The organism is Spongiibacter pelagi (assembly GCF_014705705.1).
Taxonomy (GTDB): Bacteria; Pseudomonadota; Gammaproteobacteria; order Pseudomonadales; family Spongiibacteraceae; genus Spongiibacter; species Spongiibacter pelagi.
Window position 1 is genome coordinate 128,743 of record NZ_JACXLD010000003.1, and the last position, 14,629, is coordinate 143,371.

Below are 14,629 nucleotides of genomic sequence, written 5' to 3' on the forward strand. Positions count from 1 at the left end.
GAGCTTTCTTAGTTAGCTTTCTTAACTAGAGAACTCCAAGACTAACTCGCTGAATAATAGGCCGGGGCTGTCTGGGCTTTGGCCTTTCTGAGCTGCATCAATGTGGGTGGCTTTTTTCAGCAGGGTGGTAAGTCGTTGGCTATTGAAACGCCGCAGTGCAGCTTTATACAGCGCCTTGCGGTTATCCCACACTCGGGCATTATCCAAGACGCGCTCAATACCGTTACCTTGTTCTATTTGCCACGCACACTGGTAAAGGTTGCGCAGCTCGCGGCTGATTGCGCCGAGCATGGCGATTTCTTCATTACCTTCGGCGATCAGGCTGTGATACATGGTCAGCGCATCGCCGCTTTTTCCGGCTAGGGCGGCGTCAATTAATTTGAAAATATCGTAGCGGGCATTGCTGCTCACAGCACGGGCGACCATTTCGGCATTGATATGCTGCTCGCCCAGCAAGACTTTGAGTTTTTGAATTTCCTGATTGGCCGCTAATAAATTACCTTCCACCCGATCTGCCAATAACTCACAGGCTTCACGGTCAGCACTGAGGCCATTTTCTTTTAAGCGCTGATTGATCCAACCGCCGAGATGGCGCCGCTCCACCGGCCATACTTGAATAACGCCGCCGATCTCATCAACGGCTTTTACCCACTTGCTGCTCATGCTGCGCTTGTCCATGCGTTCGCAGCTAATCAGCAAAATATTACTGCCGTCAGATAGCTCGAGATATTGTTGCAGGGCGGCGGAGCTTTTCTGATCCATCTTGGCGCCGCCAAGGCGTAACTCGATCAGTTTGCGGTCGCCAAACAGGGAAAGGTTTTGGCCTGCTTCCAGTAACTGATTCCAGTCGAAGTAGCGATCTACTTCGAGAATGTCGTGCTCGAGAATATCGTTGTCGCGACAGGTTCTGCGGATAGCATCGCAGCATTCCTGCACCAATAACAGTTCATCGCCGCTAACCAAATAGGCTGGCAGTAGTGAATTGCTTAGGTGGGATTTGAGCTTTTCCGCTTGCAGGCGCATGGCTCAGGGTTGGCTCTCGTTCAGTCGGGCAACCCAGTATTCTACTTGCTTCACGGCCTGAATACTGAGCTGTTCTAGCATTTCTGCTCGCACAATACTGGATTCTGTTTGCTCGCCAACCGGGTTGTCGGTGTCGTTTACAATCAAGCGGCGTTGTTCCAGTACACGCGGGCCGCGCAACATTTTGCCGCTGCCATCACTAAGAATCAGTTCGCAGCGTTCAAACAACTCGTATTCGGCGTCGCGAGCTTCAAAATCCAATGCGGTACTGCGGCGCTGTGGTTTCATGAGTTCGATTTCAACGCGCAGTCTGGCTTCACTGGCATGGGAGCTAACCGCAATATTATTGATCTCTAATTGACGCCGAATCGACTGTGCAAATTCTTGGCTCTCGACGGCGCTGCTCACATAAATGGGTTGTAGTTGCATGGGAATAGCGGCGCTGCCGCGCAGCGCAAAACCGCAACCGCTAAGAAGCAAGCTGCAAAGGCAGGCGCAAAGTACAAATTTAACGGTTTTCGAAAGTCCCATGCTCAGCTCAGTTTGCAACAATATTGACCAGTTTCTGGGGCACAACAATTTCCTTGCGAATAGTGACACCCTCAAGGAATTTCTGCACGTTCTCCTGAGCCTTGGCCATAGCTTTAATGGTCTCGGCGTCGGCCTCTGCAGGCACCTGAATTTTGGCGCGTACTTTACCGTTGACCTGAACAGCCATCTCGATGGTGTTGCGCACCAGTGCGGCTTCATCGGTGCTGGGCCAATGTGCATCAATAATGGCGTTGCTATTGCCTAGTTCCTGCCAAAGTTGGTGGCAGATATGCGGCACAATCGGCGCCAACAACAGTACGGCAGTTTCCAGCGCTTCGCGTTCTACGGCCAGATCTTGTTCATTCTGACGTTCGAAGCGGGAGATATCGTTGACCAATTCCATTACTGCGGCAATGGCGGTATTGAAGGTCAGGCGGCGGCCGAAATCATCGCTAACTTTGGCAATAGTTTCATGGGTTTTGCGGCGTAAATCCTGCTGAGCTTCATTGAGATCAGTGGTATTTAGCGCGGGTGCAGTGCCGGCTTCAACATGGGTTTGTACCTGTTTCCACAGGCGACGCAGAAAACGATTGGCGCCTTCTACGGCGCTGTCTGACCATTCCAGACTTTGTTCTGGCGGTGCGGCAAACATGATGAACAAGCGCACGGTATCGGCACCGTATTGTTCGATCAAGGCTTGTGGGTCGACGGTATTGCCCTTGGATTTGGACATTTTGGAGCCGTCTTTTAGCACCATGCCCTGACATAGCAATTGCTTGAAGGGTTCATCGGAATTCACCAAGCCTTCGTCGCGCATCAATTTGTGGAAGAAGCGTGAATACAGCAAGTGCAGAATGGCGTGTTCGATGCCGCCGACATATTGGTCGACTGGCAGCCAGTAATTGGCGCGCTCGGGGTCGAGCATGCCGTCTTCAAAATCGGGACAGGTGAAGCGCGCGTAGTACCAGCTCGACTCCATAAAGGTATCGAAGGTGTCGGTTTCGCGCTCAACAGCCTCGCCATTTAGCTCGTCAACGCGCCAGCTTGGGTCGGCTTTAATAGGCGATTGTACGCCGTCCATTTCTACATCTTCAGGCAGCAGAATCGGCAGCTTATTAGCGGGAACTGGAATTTCACCGCCTTCTGGCAGATTGAAAATCGGGATGGGCGCGCCCCAGTAACGCTGGCGAGAAACCCCCCAGTCGCGCAGGCGGAAATTGGTGGTCACGCGGCCTTTATTGGCGTCGGCAAGGGTTTGGGCAATGGCGTCAATGGCGGCGCTAAAATCCAAGCCGTCAAAGTTGGCTGAGTTTACCAAGATGCCTTTTTCAGTGAACGCCGCTTTTTCCAGATCAATCGCTTCGCCATTGCTGGGGGCAATCACCTGCTTGATTGGCAATTGGTATTTCTGGGCAAATTCGTAGTCGCGTTGGTCGTGAGCAGGTACTGCCATCACCGCACCTGAACCGTAGTCCATCAACACATAGTTGGCGATCCAGACTTGAACAGGCTCACCGGTAATGGGGTGTTTGGCGGTAATGCCTGCGGCCATGCCTTTTTTCTCCATGGTTGCCATATCGGCTTCGGCCACGGAGCTATTGCGGCATTCCTCAATAAACGCTTTTAGTTCGGGATTGTTTTGTGCCAGCAGCAGGCTGATGGGGTGCTCTGCCGCCAAGCTGACATAGGTCACGCCCATTAAGGTGTCTGGGCGAGTGGTGTAGACCTCAAAGTGATCGTGCTCGCCGACAGGTGCAGCCAGATCGAAGCGCATTTGTACGCCTTGCGAACGGCCAATCCAGTTGCGTTGCATGGTTTTGACCTGTTCCGGCCAGCCATCTAACTGGTCGAGGTCAGCCAATAATTGATCGGCGTAATCGGTGATTTTGATAAACCACTGGGGAATTTCTTTGCGCTGAACTTGGGTGTCGCAACGCCAGCAACAGCCGTCGATAACCTGCTCGTTGGCGAGTACGGTTTCATCGACCGGACACCAGTTTACCGCTGAGGTTTTTTTGTAGACCAAGCCTTTTTCATACAGGCGGGTAAAGAACCACTGTTCCCAACGGTAGTAGTCAGGTTTGCAGGTGGCCAGTTCGCGCTGCCAATCGTAGGCAAAGCCCAATTGTTGGAGCTGGCCGCGCATATAGGCAATATTTTCTACGGTCCATTTTGCCGGTGCGGTTTTGTTTTTAACGGCGGCATTTTCAGCGGGCAAACCGAAGGCATCCCAGCCCATAGGCTGCAATACATTTTTGCCCAGCATACGCTGATAGCGAGAAATAACATCGGCAATGGAGTAGTTGCGCACATGCCCCATATGCAGCTTGCCGCTGGGGTAGGGGAACATGGCTAGGCAGTAGTATTTTTCCCGGCTGGGATCTTCCTGTACAACAAAGCTGCTTTGATCTTGCCAGAACGCCTGAACACGGGGCTCAATTTCTTCGGGGCGGTAGTGTGTATCCATTGCCAATTTCGATCTCTCAATTACAACGCGGTGGCCGCGTAAGCGCCTGTTGGTTTGCCGCGTAAGCGCCTGTTGGTTTGCTGAGCTGCGGCGAAAGGGCGGTATTTTAGCAGCTCGCTGCGGATGCGTCCCGGTCTGTGAGCAGGAAATCTCAGCGCCGGGCCGCTAATAATCGAAGGCCGAATAATAGGCCGCCAAATAGCAGAACCGGATTGGAGCCATATTGAGTAAAGGGCGTGTGGCCACTGCGCGCATGAACCTCGGCAATCAGATTATCCTTGGTAAACGCCGGGATGCTTTGCAGAATTCGGCCTCGGTAATCGACGGTGGCGGTGATGCCACTACCGGTGACGCGAATCAGTTCGCGGCCATTTTCCAGTGCGCGCATCTGCGCCATCTGCATGTGTTGGTCAGGCCCTAGTGAATGGCCAAACCAAGCGTCATTGCTGATGGTAAAGAGAATGTCAGCCTGTTTTGCGCCGTTGGCGACCAAGTCGGGGTAGACAATTTCGTAGCAAATGGAGGGCGCCCATTGCCAACCTTTGACGGTTAGGGGTAATTGATCGGGGGCGCCAAGGGAAAAACTTGATAGGGGTAGGTCGAAAAACGGAATCAGCCCGCGAATCAGGCTGCCGAGTGGCACGTATTCGCCAAAGGGCACCAGTCGCTGTTTATGGTAGATGCCTTCGCCGCCACTGACGACCATTGCCGCGTTGTGCATGATGCCGTTTTCCTTGACGGGAACCCCGGTAATCAGCGCATCGTTATTGGCTTCTGCCCGCTCGCGCATATAGTCGAAGAATGGCTGTGCGTGATGGTAAAGCGCGGGAATGGCGGCTTCCGGCCAAATCACCACATCCACTTCTGGCCACAGTGCTTCGCTGGCTTTGTCGTATAGCTCCAATGTTGCCCAATAATTGTCATAGTTCCACTTTTGGTCTTGGGGAATATTGCCCTGTACACCGCCAATAGTGAGTGCCGATTTACTGCTTTGTTCAGTCCACTCGATACGATTTAGCGAGCTGCCGAGGATGAACAGGCCGGCGCAAGCCAGCACTGGGGCAAGTCGGTTTAGTTTTGTTGAGCCATCGTTTTGCGGAAGCAAACTATTTGCCAGCGCGGCGCCACATAGGGCAATAATAAAATTCAAACCGTGCACACCAATAACCGGCGCCCAACCGGCCAGTGGACTATTGAGGTGACCGTAGCCGAGATATAACCAAGGGAAGCCGGTTAATACCCAGCTCCGTAACCATTCCGCTAACATCCAGCAGGCGGCGAAGCCGAGGAGGTCAATACCAGCCTGGCCGCGAATCAGACGCGCGTACACATATCCAAAAATGCCGGTGAACAAGCCGATGCCGGCGCAGAACAGCCCGGTCATAATAATGGCCAGCGGTGCCGAGACTTGGCCGAAGTGATTCATGGCCACAAACACCCATGACACGCCGGTGGCAAAGCTGGCAAAACCGAATAGCCATGCGCGGAAAAAGGCTTCTTTCGCCGTGGCGTTGCGCAAGCTGATGGCGAGCCCGGCCATGGCGACAATGCCCAGTGGCCACCAGTCCAGTGGCGCCAGTGCAAGAGGAGTAATGGCCCCGCAGAGCAGGGCAAGTAGACGGTTCATAGTAAATCTAATTCGTTAAAGAGGGCTTAGTTTAGTCAGCGATTATGACCTTGTCCCGTTGATATGTGGCTTGGCGCTAGTCGACCTCAATTATTGTGGGTCGCGTAGATATTCTGTTCTTGGCGCTTGGTGAGGGTAGCGATTAGTCAGCGGCTCGGGCACACCGCGTTCATCAATTAAATACACGTGCTCGCGTTGCAGAGAACGCGCTTCTTTCACGCCGCAGGAATGTGCGATTACCCCCACTTCATGCATTAAGTTCAAGGCATAATTTTTTACCCGCAGTGCTTTATTTTCTGGCACCAGACCGCGTTGTAGTTCCGGGTCATGGGTGGTGATGCCGGTGGGGCAGGTGTTTTTATTGCACTGCAATGCCTGAATACAGCCCAGCGCAAACATAAAACCGCGTGCGCTCACCACAAAGTCGGCACCGACACAAAGCGCCCACGCCGCTTCGGCGGGGTTGATCATTTTGCCGGAGGCAATCACTCGCGTACGGGTGTGCAGATTGTATTCGTGCAGCTTGTCTACCAGTAGCGGCAGGCTGAGGCGCAGGGGTAGGCCGACATAATCCATTAAACTTTGCGGTGCGGCGCCGGTGCCGCCGTCAGTGCTGTCGAGGGTGATAAAGTCCGGTGCACTGGCTAGGCCGCGTTCGTGAATACGGCGCATCATATCGTCTAGCCACTCTGGCCCGCCTAAGACCATTTTGAAACCGACCGGTTTGCCAGTCACGGTGCGAATATGTTCGATCATATCCAGCAGTTCATCGACATTGCTGATATCGGGATGGCGGTTGGGGCTGATGGAGTCTTTGCCTTCTGGAATGCCGCGTATGCCTGCGACTTCGGCGCTGACTTTGGCGCCCGGAAGAATCCCGCCTTTGCCGGGTTTGGCACCCTGAGACAGTTTGATTTCAAACATGCGCACTTGGGGGATGGCGGCAATCTCAGCGAGTTTGGCATCGCTCAAGTGGCCGTGTTCATCGCGCACTCCGTATTTGGCGGTGCCGATTTGAAAAACCAGATCGCAGCCACCTTCCTTATGCCATTGCGAAAGTCCACCTTCGCCGGTGTTTAGCCAAATGCCGGCTTCGCGGGCGCCATTTGTTAGTGCTTGAATAGCCGGTTTGGAAATCGCGCCAAAGCTCATGCCGGAAATATGGAAAATCGCCGAGCTGGTGTAAGGGTGTTTGGCAAAGCCTTCGCCAATGGTTACCGGGTGGGTGTGCACCGCATCCTGACTGAGTGTTGGGAAGGCGGTGTTCATAAACAACACTTCGTTAGTGTGGTTCAGCGGGCGTGTTGAGCCAAAGGCAATGGTGGTGTCGATATTTTTTGCGGCGCGATAAACCCAAGAACGTTGGGCGCGATTAAAGGGCAGTTCCTCACGATCTTGGGCGAAGAAATACTGACGGAAAAATTCGCCGAGGTGCTCGAAGAAATAACGAAAACGCCCAATAACCGGAAAATTGCGCCGCACCGCATGTTGGGTTTGAGTGGTGTCGCGAATATAAAGATAGAGGATATAGAGCGCGCCCAGACCAACGGCGAGAATAAACAGCAGCACGCTGTAAGTAATAACGTTATGAGCGAGTGCGTTGAGGAAATCCATCCTGCCACCTTATTCTGGGTATTGTGGGATGGCTTTGATTGTAAACCAGTTTGAGGCGGAAAAAGCAGCGACCCGTTTGGGCCGCTGCGAAAGGAGTTACTCCAGAATTTTGCGCATGCGCAATAAATGGATTTGGCGATTGTCGGCATTAACGACCCGGAACTCGAAATTGTCGAGCTGGGTAACTTCGTTGCGGCCGGGCAGATGCCCAAACGCTTGCAGCAGCAATCCACCAATGGTGTCGAACTCTTCGTCGCTCAGTTTCGCTTCAAAGTGTTCGTTAAAGTCCTCGATTGGGGTCAGTGCTTGCACCACGTAATCGTTGTCGCTGATTTTGCGAATCGGCAAATCGTCATCTTCGTCGTATTCGTCTTCAATCTCGCCAACAATCTGCTCGAGAATATCTTCGATGGTGATTAGGCCGGCAGCGCCGCCGTACTCGTCGATAACAATCGCCATATGGTTGCGGTTTTCGCGGAAGTCGCGCAGCAACACATTTAGGCGTTTGCTTTCCGGCACCAGCTTGGCTGGCCGCAACACGCTGGAAATATCAATTTCGTCGGTGTCGTTGGCCTTCCACAATAAGGGCAGCAGGTCTTTTGATAGCAGAATGCCGCGAACATCGTCGAGGGTGTCGCCAATCACGGGATAGCGGGAGTGGCCGGTATCAATAATGATGGGCAGCAGTTCGCTGAGCGGCTGATCAAGTTTGAGAACAGACATCTGCGGTCTGGGAACCATGATCTCGCGGGCTTGCATATCGCTGATATGAACAGCGCCCTGCACGATATTAATGGCTTCATCGTCGATCACCTCGTTATCTCTAGCGGCAGCTAGGGTCTCGAGAAGATCCTCGCGAGTCTTGGGTTCGGATGAAAATACATGGGCAATTCGCTCGATCCAGGATTTATCGCCTGGATCGTTGCTAGATCGGTCTTCGCTCATGATTTTGGGTGCTGTCCTCTTGGGTAAAATTTGGGATTATTAGTCCACAAAGTGGTAGGGGTTGTCGATATCTAATTGTGCAAGCAGGGCAATTTCCCGTGCTTCCATGAATTCGGCTTCATCATCTTCAATATGGTCAAAGCCCAGCAAGTGCAAAATACCGTGAATGACCATGTGCGCCCAGTGGTGTTGCAGGGGCTTGTGTTGTTCCACGGCTTCGCGCTCAACCACTTGCTTGCAGATCACCAGATCGCCCAGCAGTGGTAATTCCAGCTCTGGGGGTAAATCAGCGGGAAAGGACAGCACATTGGTGGGCTTGTCCTTGCCTCGGTATTGGTGATTCAGCGCTTGGCTTTCCGCTTCATCGACCAAGCGAATAGTCAGCTCAGCCTGCTCCCGCAAACCGCTCAGGGCGACCGTTACCCAATTTGCAAAATCGGCTTCTGAGGGCAGCGCGCCCGCTTCGCAGGCGACTTGTAAATCGAGCTCAAGCTTGGGGAGTGTAGAGTTTGGCATCGAGATCAGTTGTTCTTATTGTCGAAGGCCTCGTAGGCTTCCACAATTTTCTGAACCAGCGGGTGACGTACCACATCCCGCGATTGGAAATAGGTAATGCTGATACCTTCAACGTCGTTGAGTACCTGCATAACGTGAGTCAGGCCGGAAGGCGTGCCGCGCGGCAAGTCGATCTGGGTGGCATCGCCGGTAATCACGGCGGTGGAGCCAAAACCAATCCGGGTTAGAAACATTTTCATTTGTTCCCGGGTGGTGTTTTGCGCTTCATCCAGAATAATAAATGAGTCGTTCAGGGTGCGACCGCGCATATAGGCCAGCGGCGCAATTTCAATGACGTTGCGTTCAATCAGCTTGTTGACGGTCTCATTGCCCAGCATTTCGTAGAGCGCGTCATATAGAGGGCGTAAATAGGGATCAATTTTCTGAGCTAAATCGCCGGGCAGAAAGCCGAGCTTTTCGCCAGCTTCTACTGCTGGGCGAACGAGCAGAATCCGCTGTACATCGTGATTCAGTAGCGCCTCTACCGCACAGGCCACTGCGAGATAGGTTTTGCCGGTACCAGCAGGGCCAATACCGAAATTTACATCGCAGTCGCGCACCGCACGAACATAGTTTTGCTGATTACCGCCGCGAGGTTTAATACTGCCCTTTTTGGTGCGAATAACCACGGGAGTAGGATCACCGCCTTCGGCGATTTGGGCGAGTCCGGAGCGCTGCAAAAACAGGTGAATTAATTCCGGGGTAATCGAGGTGCCGTTATTGCTCTCGTTGTAGAGGTGCTTGAGCAGGCTGACCGCTTCTTCTACCGGCGCTTCCTGCCCGCTGATCTGAAAATTGTTGCCGCGATTGGCAATATGCACCCCAAGCCGTTCTTCAATGAGTTTGAGGTGGCTGTCGAGGTTGCCCGCTAGTGCTGCCAGTTGTTGGCTATTACTGGTCTCTAGACTTAACACCCGCTGCTGTAGAGCGGTTTTGGCTTTCGGTTTTGATAGAGGCTTTTGACCAGGCATTAGGCGAGCCGCTCTCCGCGCAGGGAGTTGGGTAGAGCTTCGTGAATGAGCACATTGGTAAATTCGCCAATCAGACTGTGATCGTCACAGGCGAAGTTCACCACCCGATTATTTTCGGTGCGCCCCTGCAGTTGGCCGGGATCTTTTTTGGAGACGCCAGTAACCAGAATGCGTTGTTCAGTCCCGACCATTTGTCGGCTGATCTGGTTGGCGTGTTGCAGAATGCGGTGTTGTAGACGCTGCAGGCGTTCTTTTTTCACGTCTTCCGAGGTGTCGTCATCCAGTTGCGCTGCCGGGGTGCCGGGGCGCGCGCTGTAAACAAAGCTGAAAGAGTGATCGAAACCAATATCGGCGATTAAAGCCATAGTGTCGTTGAAGTCTTCTTCGGTTTCACCGGGGAAGCCGACAATAAAGTCTGAAGACAGACTGATATTGGGCCGAATAGCGCGCAACTTGGCTATTTTGGCGCGGTAGTCATCGGCGATATGGCCGCGTTTCATGGCGGCCAAAATGCGGTCGCTGCCGCTCTGTACGGGTAGATGCAGGTGATCGACCAATTGCGGAATATCCCGGTAGGCTTCGATCAGCGCATCGCTGAATTCCATGGGGTGCGAGGTGGTGTAGCGAATACGCTCGATCCCCGGAATCTGGCTAACAAAGCCGAGCAGCTCGGCAAAGTCGACAATCTCGCCTTGATGGTTTTCGCCGCGATAGGCATTTACGTTCTGGCCCAGCAGGTTAACCTCTTTTACACCTTGGCTGGTGAGTTGGGCAATTTCCGCAATCACATCGTCAAAGGGGCGGCTAACTTCTTCGCCACGGGTGTAGGGTACTACACAGAATGTGCAGTATTTGCTGCAGCCTTCCATGATGGAAACAAAGGCGCTGGGGCCTTCGGCTTTGGGTTCTGGCAGGCGATCGAATTTTTCAATTTCTGGGAAGGTCACATCGACAATCGCTGGGCCATCCAGCTTTTTGGTGTCGATCATATCGGGCACCCGGTGCAGGGTTTGCGGGCCAAAAATCATATCGACATAGGGCGCGCGGGTACTGATGTCGCTACCTTCCTGGCTGGCTACACAGCCACCAACCCCGATCAGCAAATTCGGGTTCTTCTCTTTGAGGTGCTTCCAGCGGCCGAGTTGGTGAAAGACTTTTTCCTGCGCTTTTTCACGAATAGAACAGGTGTTGAGCAGCAATACATCCGCATCTTCGGGATTGTCGGTGGTGATAAAGCCGTGACTGACCCCCAGCAAATCCTGAATACGCGCTGAGTCGTATTCGTTCATCTGGCAGCCGTGGGTTTTGATGTACAGCTTTTTCGGTTGTTCCGTGGTCTGGCTCATAATGCTCTTGCGAGATAGTGCTCGTGCTCAAAGGCTGCCATCAGCTAGGCTGGGAGCCGTGTAAAAATGGGGCGCTATTATAGAACTCTGGGGCCTTGGTTGACAGACCTGAGGGCTTAAATGGCGGGCGAAATTCGGGTATTTGTGCTATGATCCGCCGCCCTGTTGTTCCAGCGCGGTTTCTCCGCCGTTTACTGTGTTGTTGTAATTATGCCTAAGTCTCCGATTTATAAAGTTATTTTTCAGAATAACAATCAGGTATACGAGCTGTATGCCCGTGCGATTTACCAAAGTGAGATGTACGGCTTTATCGAGGTCGAAGAGTTTGTGTTTACCGACCCCGACCAGCTAGTGGTAAATCCCGGTGAGGAAAAACTCAAAAATGAGTTTGCCGGTGTGGTGCGTAGCTATATTCCCATGTTTGCCATTGTTCGCATTGACGAGGTGGAAAAAGAGGGCACCGGGAAAATTATTGAGGGCCAGTCTGGCAGCAATAATAGCAATGTCCGCCATTTTCCAATGTCATCTGGTCGCCCTGTTAGTCGCGGCCCAGATAGCGAATAATCGCTCGTTCTTGACCATAAAAAAACGGGGCTAAAAAGCCCCGTTTTTTGTGCCTGCCAATGTGGTGATTAGGCGGCTAATTTTTGCTGAACTGACGCCAACTTTACGCAGCACACAAACACATCCATCGCTTTAGCGATTTCATCCAGCGTAGGCACACTTGGAGCAATGCGGATATTGCAGTCTTGTGGGTCTTTGCCGTAAGGGTAGGTGGCACCGGCGGGGGTCAGCTTCACGCCGGCTTCAGCCGCCATGGCAACCACTTTTTTGGCCAGACCGGGCAATGTATCAACGGATACAAAGTAGCCACCCTGTGGTACGGTCCATTGCATCATGCCGGTATCGGCCAGATTTTCCTGCAGGCTATTCAGCACAATATCAAAACGCGGCTTGAGAACATTGGCGTGTTGACGCATATGAGCGGCAAGGCCGTTGCTGTCTTTCAACAAGCGCACGTGGCGCAATTGGTTGATTTTGTCTGGGCCGATTTGGGTCATGCCCAAATGGTGTTTAAAGGCCTTCAAGTTGGCAGGTGACATACCTGCAAACGCGACGCCCGCACCCGCATAGGTGATTTTTGAGGTGGAGCCAAACAGGTAAACGCTGTTTTCGGTGCCCGCTGCGCGGCAAGCTGTCATCAAGCAGGCTAGTGCGGGGGCATTGTCATCTAAATTGTGAACCGCGTAGGCGTTATCCCAAAATACACGGAAATTTTTGCCGGCAATTTGGCCGAGCTTGGCGATGCGAGTAACAACTTCATCGCTGTAAACAATACCGCTGGGATTGCTGAAGCGAGGTACACACCAAATGCCTTTAATGCTGGCGTCGGCTTTTAGCAGGGCTTCCACTTCATCCATCAATGGGCCATTGTCGTCCATGCCAACCGGAATCATTTCAATGCCGAGGTGTTCGCAAACGCTGAAGTGGCGGTCGTAACCTGGAACGGGGCACAGGAATTTTACCGGGCCGCCTTCGCTTGCCCAGCTATCACCCAGCTCGCCAAATCCTTGGTGCAGGGCGAACAGCACGGCGAAATACATCAGCGTCAAACTGCTGTTGCCACCGATTAATACTTCGTCTTGATTCACACCCAAAACCGGTGCGAACAGGCGCTTGCATTCGGGAATGCCGTCGAGTCCGCCGTAATTGCGCAGATCGGTGTCGGTTTCATTGCTCAGATCGCCAGCCAGAATTTCATTAATGGCATCAGACAGGCTGAGCTGTTCGCCGCTGGGTTTGCCGCGAGTCAAATCCAGATTCAAACCGGCATTTTTGTAAGATTGAAACTCTGCAGTGAGCTGGGCTTCCCACTCACGCAGGCTCTCGGTAGAGGCGTGTGCTATTTGCAAAATTATCACCCTGAACAGTTGGCGCTAAATTAAGCGCTGGCGATGTGAATGATTGTTGTCGCAAGGACCTAGAGAAATTCAAGTCAAAACGACGCGGCAAATTATACCTGTATCGGGCAGGGGAGTCAGCTAGCTGATGTGGCTGCGTTCGAGCGCTTGGTAACGTAGCTGGTGTAACTTGGCGATCAATTTTTGGGTTTCGATCTGATCGTAGTTGATGCGCTTGAGGCCTTCTTCAAGCTGACTTTCAATGCGGGGGCCGAGGTCTTTGGCCTCGCGCAAGGAATTCCAGTTCTGGTGAGCGTGGGTGTACCAGATAATATCGTCGATCAGTTTTAAATAGCCCTGTATGGCTTGGCTATTGCTGCCGTGGCGCGACCAGAAATAGATCACGATGGTGGTTAATGGCCCGTAAAAGAGTTCGGATATTTCTGGTGATAGTGAGCAATTTTCAGTTTTGCGGTCGATCAGTTTGTGAACCTGAAGGCGCAGGCGGGCCATGTTTTCTTGGCCTTGTTGGCGCTGGCTTTCGCGTCTTTTACTGAGTTGAGCGCTGCTTTGTAGTTGGCTGCAACTGGTGTGAAACAGTGCTTGTACGGTGTTGTCGTTGTGACTGGAATTCTCTAACTGGGCGACCCCGTGGCGCAAGTCGGCCACAAATTGGATTTGGGCCTCTGCTGTGGCTTGCTCAAAAAGATGGCAGCTTGAAACGACTTCCTGGCAGATGACGCGCGCGGGGTGTAGCGGATTCATAAATGACTGTTGGTCAGTTAGGGCTGTGCGGCTACAGTGATTTTGAAGATTATTCAGGGTGGCGCGCAAATTATTGGGGAGCCTTGACAAGGTTTGCACATTCGCAAAAATATTGGCGACCACTTCCAGTAGGGTCTCATCGCTAACGGGCTGTATTTTGGGCCGGGATTTGTTCTGCAGCCGATTTTGCAGCCGTTGTAAGCGAAGTTGGCCCAGCGCCCGTTGTTGGCCATTGAGGGGGGACTGGGTAAGTTGGGTGCTGGTATGGCTGAGCCAGCCACTCAGTTCGGCTTGTGGGTCTTTGACACTGTGGAGTTGGCGCTGTAATTCCCGGTACAGTTTTGGTAGCTCTTTAACGACCAATATATTGAATAGATTTAAGGCCTGATTGTGCTGGTTAGGCTCTAATTCAAGCTGATGGGCGTAATTGGGGAACTGAGCTAATACTACAACCGGCGAAATGGCGCGCAAGCTGGTCAATAGTGCTTCAGCCTGCTCGGGAAAAATGTCTTGCCATAATCGGTTAAGCTGATCGAGTGCAGAATTACTCGCTGTTTGGTAGGGCAGCTTGCCCTGCAAATTAGAGTGTAGATCGCTGAGTAGGGTCGCTGTTGCGCGCGGACTGGCGGCGGCAATCAATAGTTGTTGGGAAAATAAAGCGCTGCGTTCTGCAGAGGCTGGAAGGCAACTGGCACGCCGAACGAGGTTGTCTTGCAGGCGAATGAGATAGCTTGCGGACTGTTTTTCAAGCCAGTCCGTGCACGACCTTTGTAGCCGTTGTCGTATCTCTAAATAATCGTTGCGATCTTCCACAATCCATTACCCGCGTTTATCGTCCTTTATGTCGCTGGTATCAGTCGCAGTATTCAGCGGCAGGTGTTTCA

General features: G+C 52.6%; 12 protein-coding genes. 1 reads left to right on the plus strand and 11 read right to left on the minus strand.

Going from position 1 to position 14,629, the window contains the following annotated elements; all coding sequences use genetic code 11:
* Positions 1–21: 21 nt before the first annotated feature.
* The 9 genes from holA to miaB form a co-directional block, all read right to left on the minus strand.
* Complete coding sequence (holA, locus tag IB286_RS06850; RefSeq protein WP_190763867.1) at positions 22–1,023, minus strand: DNA polymerase III subunit delta; 1,002 nt, start codon at positions 1,021–1,023, stop codon at positions 22–24.
* Between the two features lie 3 nt (positions 1,024–1,026).
* Complete coding sequence (locus tag IB286_RS06855; RefSeq protein WP_190763870.1) at positions 1,027–1,554, minus strand: LPS-assembly lipoprotein LptE; 528 nt, start codon at positions 1,552–1,554, stop codon at positions 1,027–1,029.
* 7 nt (positions 1,555–1,561) lie between these two features.
* Complete coding sequence (leuS, locus tag IB286_RS06860) at positions 1,562–4,021, minus strand: leucine--tRNA ligase (RefSeq protein ID WP_190763872.1); 2,460 nt, start codon at positions 4,019–4,021, stop codon at positions 1,562–1,564.
* A 151-nt stretch (positions 4,022–4,172) separates the two neighbouring features.
* Positions 4,173–5,648: an apolipoprotein N-acyltransferase gene (gene lnt / locus IB286_RS06865; RefSeq protein WP_190763874.1), complete on the minus strand. Its 1,476-nt coding sequence runs from the start codon at positions 5,646–5,648 to the stop codon at positions 4,173–4,175.
* 90 nt (positions 5,649–5,738) lie between these two features.
* Positions 5,739–7,262 (minus strand): FMN-binding glutamate synthase family protein, encoded by a 1,524-nt coding sequence (locus IB286_RS06870; protein WP_190763875.1) that lies wholly within the window; start codon positions 7,260–7,262, stop codon positions 5,739–5,741.
* Between the two features lie 96 nt (positions 7,263–7,358).
* Positions 7,359–8,207, minus strand: coding sequence for an HlyC/CorC family transporter (locus IB286_RS06875; protein WP_190763878.1), 849 nt, complete (start codon positions 8,205–8,207; stop codon positions 7,359–7,361).
* Between the two features lie 39 nt (positions 8,208–8,246).
* Positions 8,247–8,723, minus strand: coding sequence for an rRNA maturation RNase YbeY (ybeY, locus tag IB286_RS06880; RefSeq protein ID WP_190763880.1), 477 nt, complete (start codon positions 8,721–8,723; stop codon positions 8,247–8,249).
* 5 nt (positions 8,724–8,728) lie between these two features.
* Positions 8,729–9,733: a PhoH family protein gene (locus IB286_RS06885; protein ID WP_190763882.1), complete on the minus strand. Its 1,005-nt coding sequence runs from the start codon at positions 9,731–9,733 to the stop codon at positions 8,729–8,731.
* A complete protein-coding gene (gene miaB / locus IB286_RS06890; protein WP_190763884.1) occupies positions 9,733–11,079 on the minus strand; it encodes a tRNA (N6-isopentenyl adenosine(37)-C2)-methylthiotransferase MiaB in 1,347 nt (448 codons plus the stop codon). The genes IB286_RS06885 and miaB overlap by 1 nt, the downstream gene beginning before the upstream one ends.
* 210 nt (positions 11,080–11,289) lie before the next feature.
* Between miaB and IB286_RS06895 the strand changes: the two genes are divergently transcribed.
* A complete protein-coding gene (locus IB286_RS06895) occupies positions 11,290–11,643 on the plus strand; it encodes a DUF1820 family protein (protein WP_190763886.1) in 354 nt (117 codons plus the stop codon).
* 68 nt (positions 11,644–11,711) lie between these two features.
* Here the strand turns inward: IB286_RS06895 and IB286_RS06900 are convergent, their stop codons facing one another.
* Entirely contained in the window at positions 11,712–12,992 is a 1,281-nt protein-coding gene (locus tag IB286_RS06900) for an aminotransferase class I/II-fold pyridoxal phosphate-dependent enzyme (RefSeq protein WP_190763888.1), read from the minus strand.
* Positions 12,993–13,121: 129 nt separating this feature from the next.
* Complete coding sequence (locus IB286_RS06905; RefSeq protein ID WP_190763890.1) at positions 13,122–14,558, minus strand: DUF1631 family protein; 1,437 nt, start codon at positions 14,556–14,558, stop codon at positions 13,122–13,124.
* Positions 14,559–14,629: the final 71 nt, after the last annotated feature.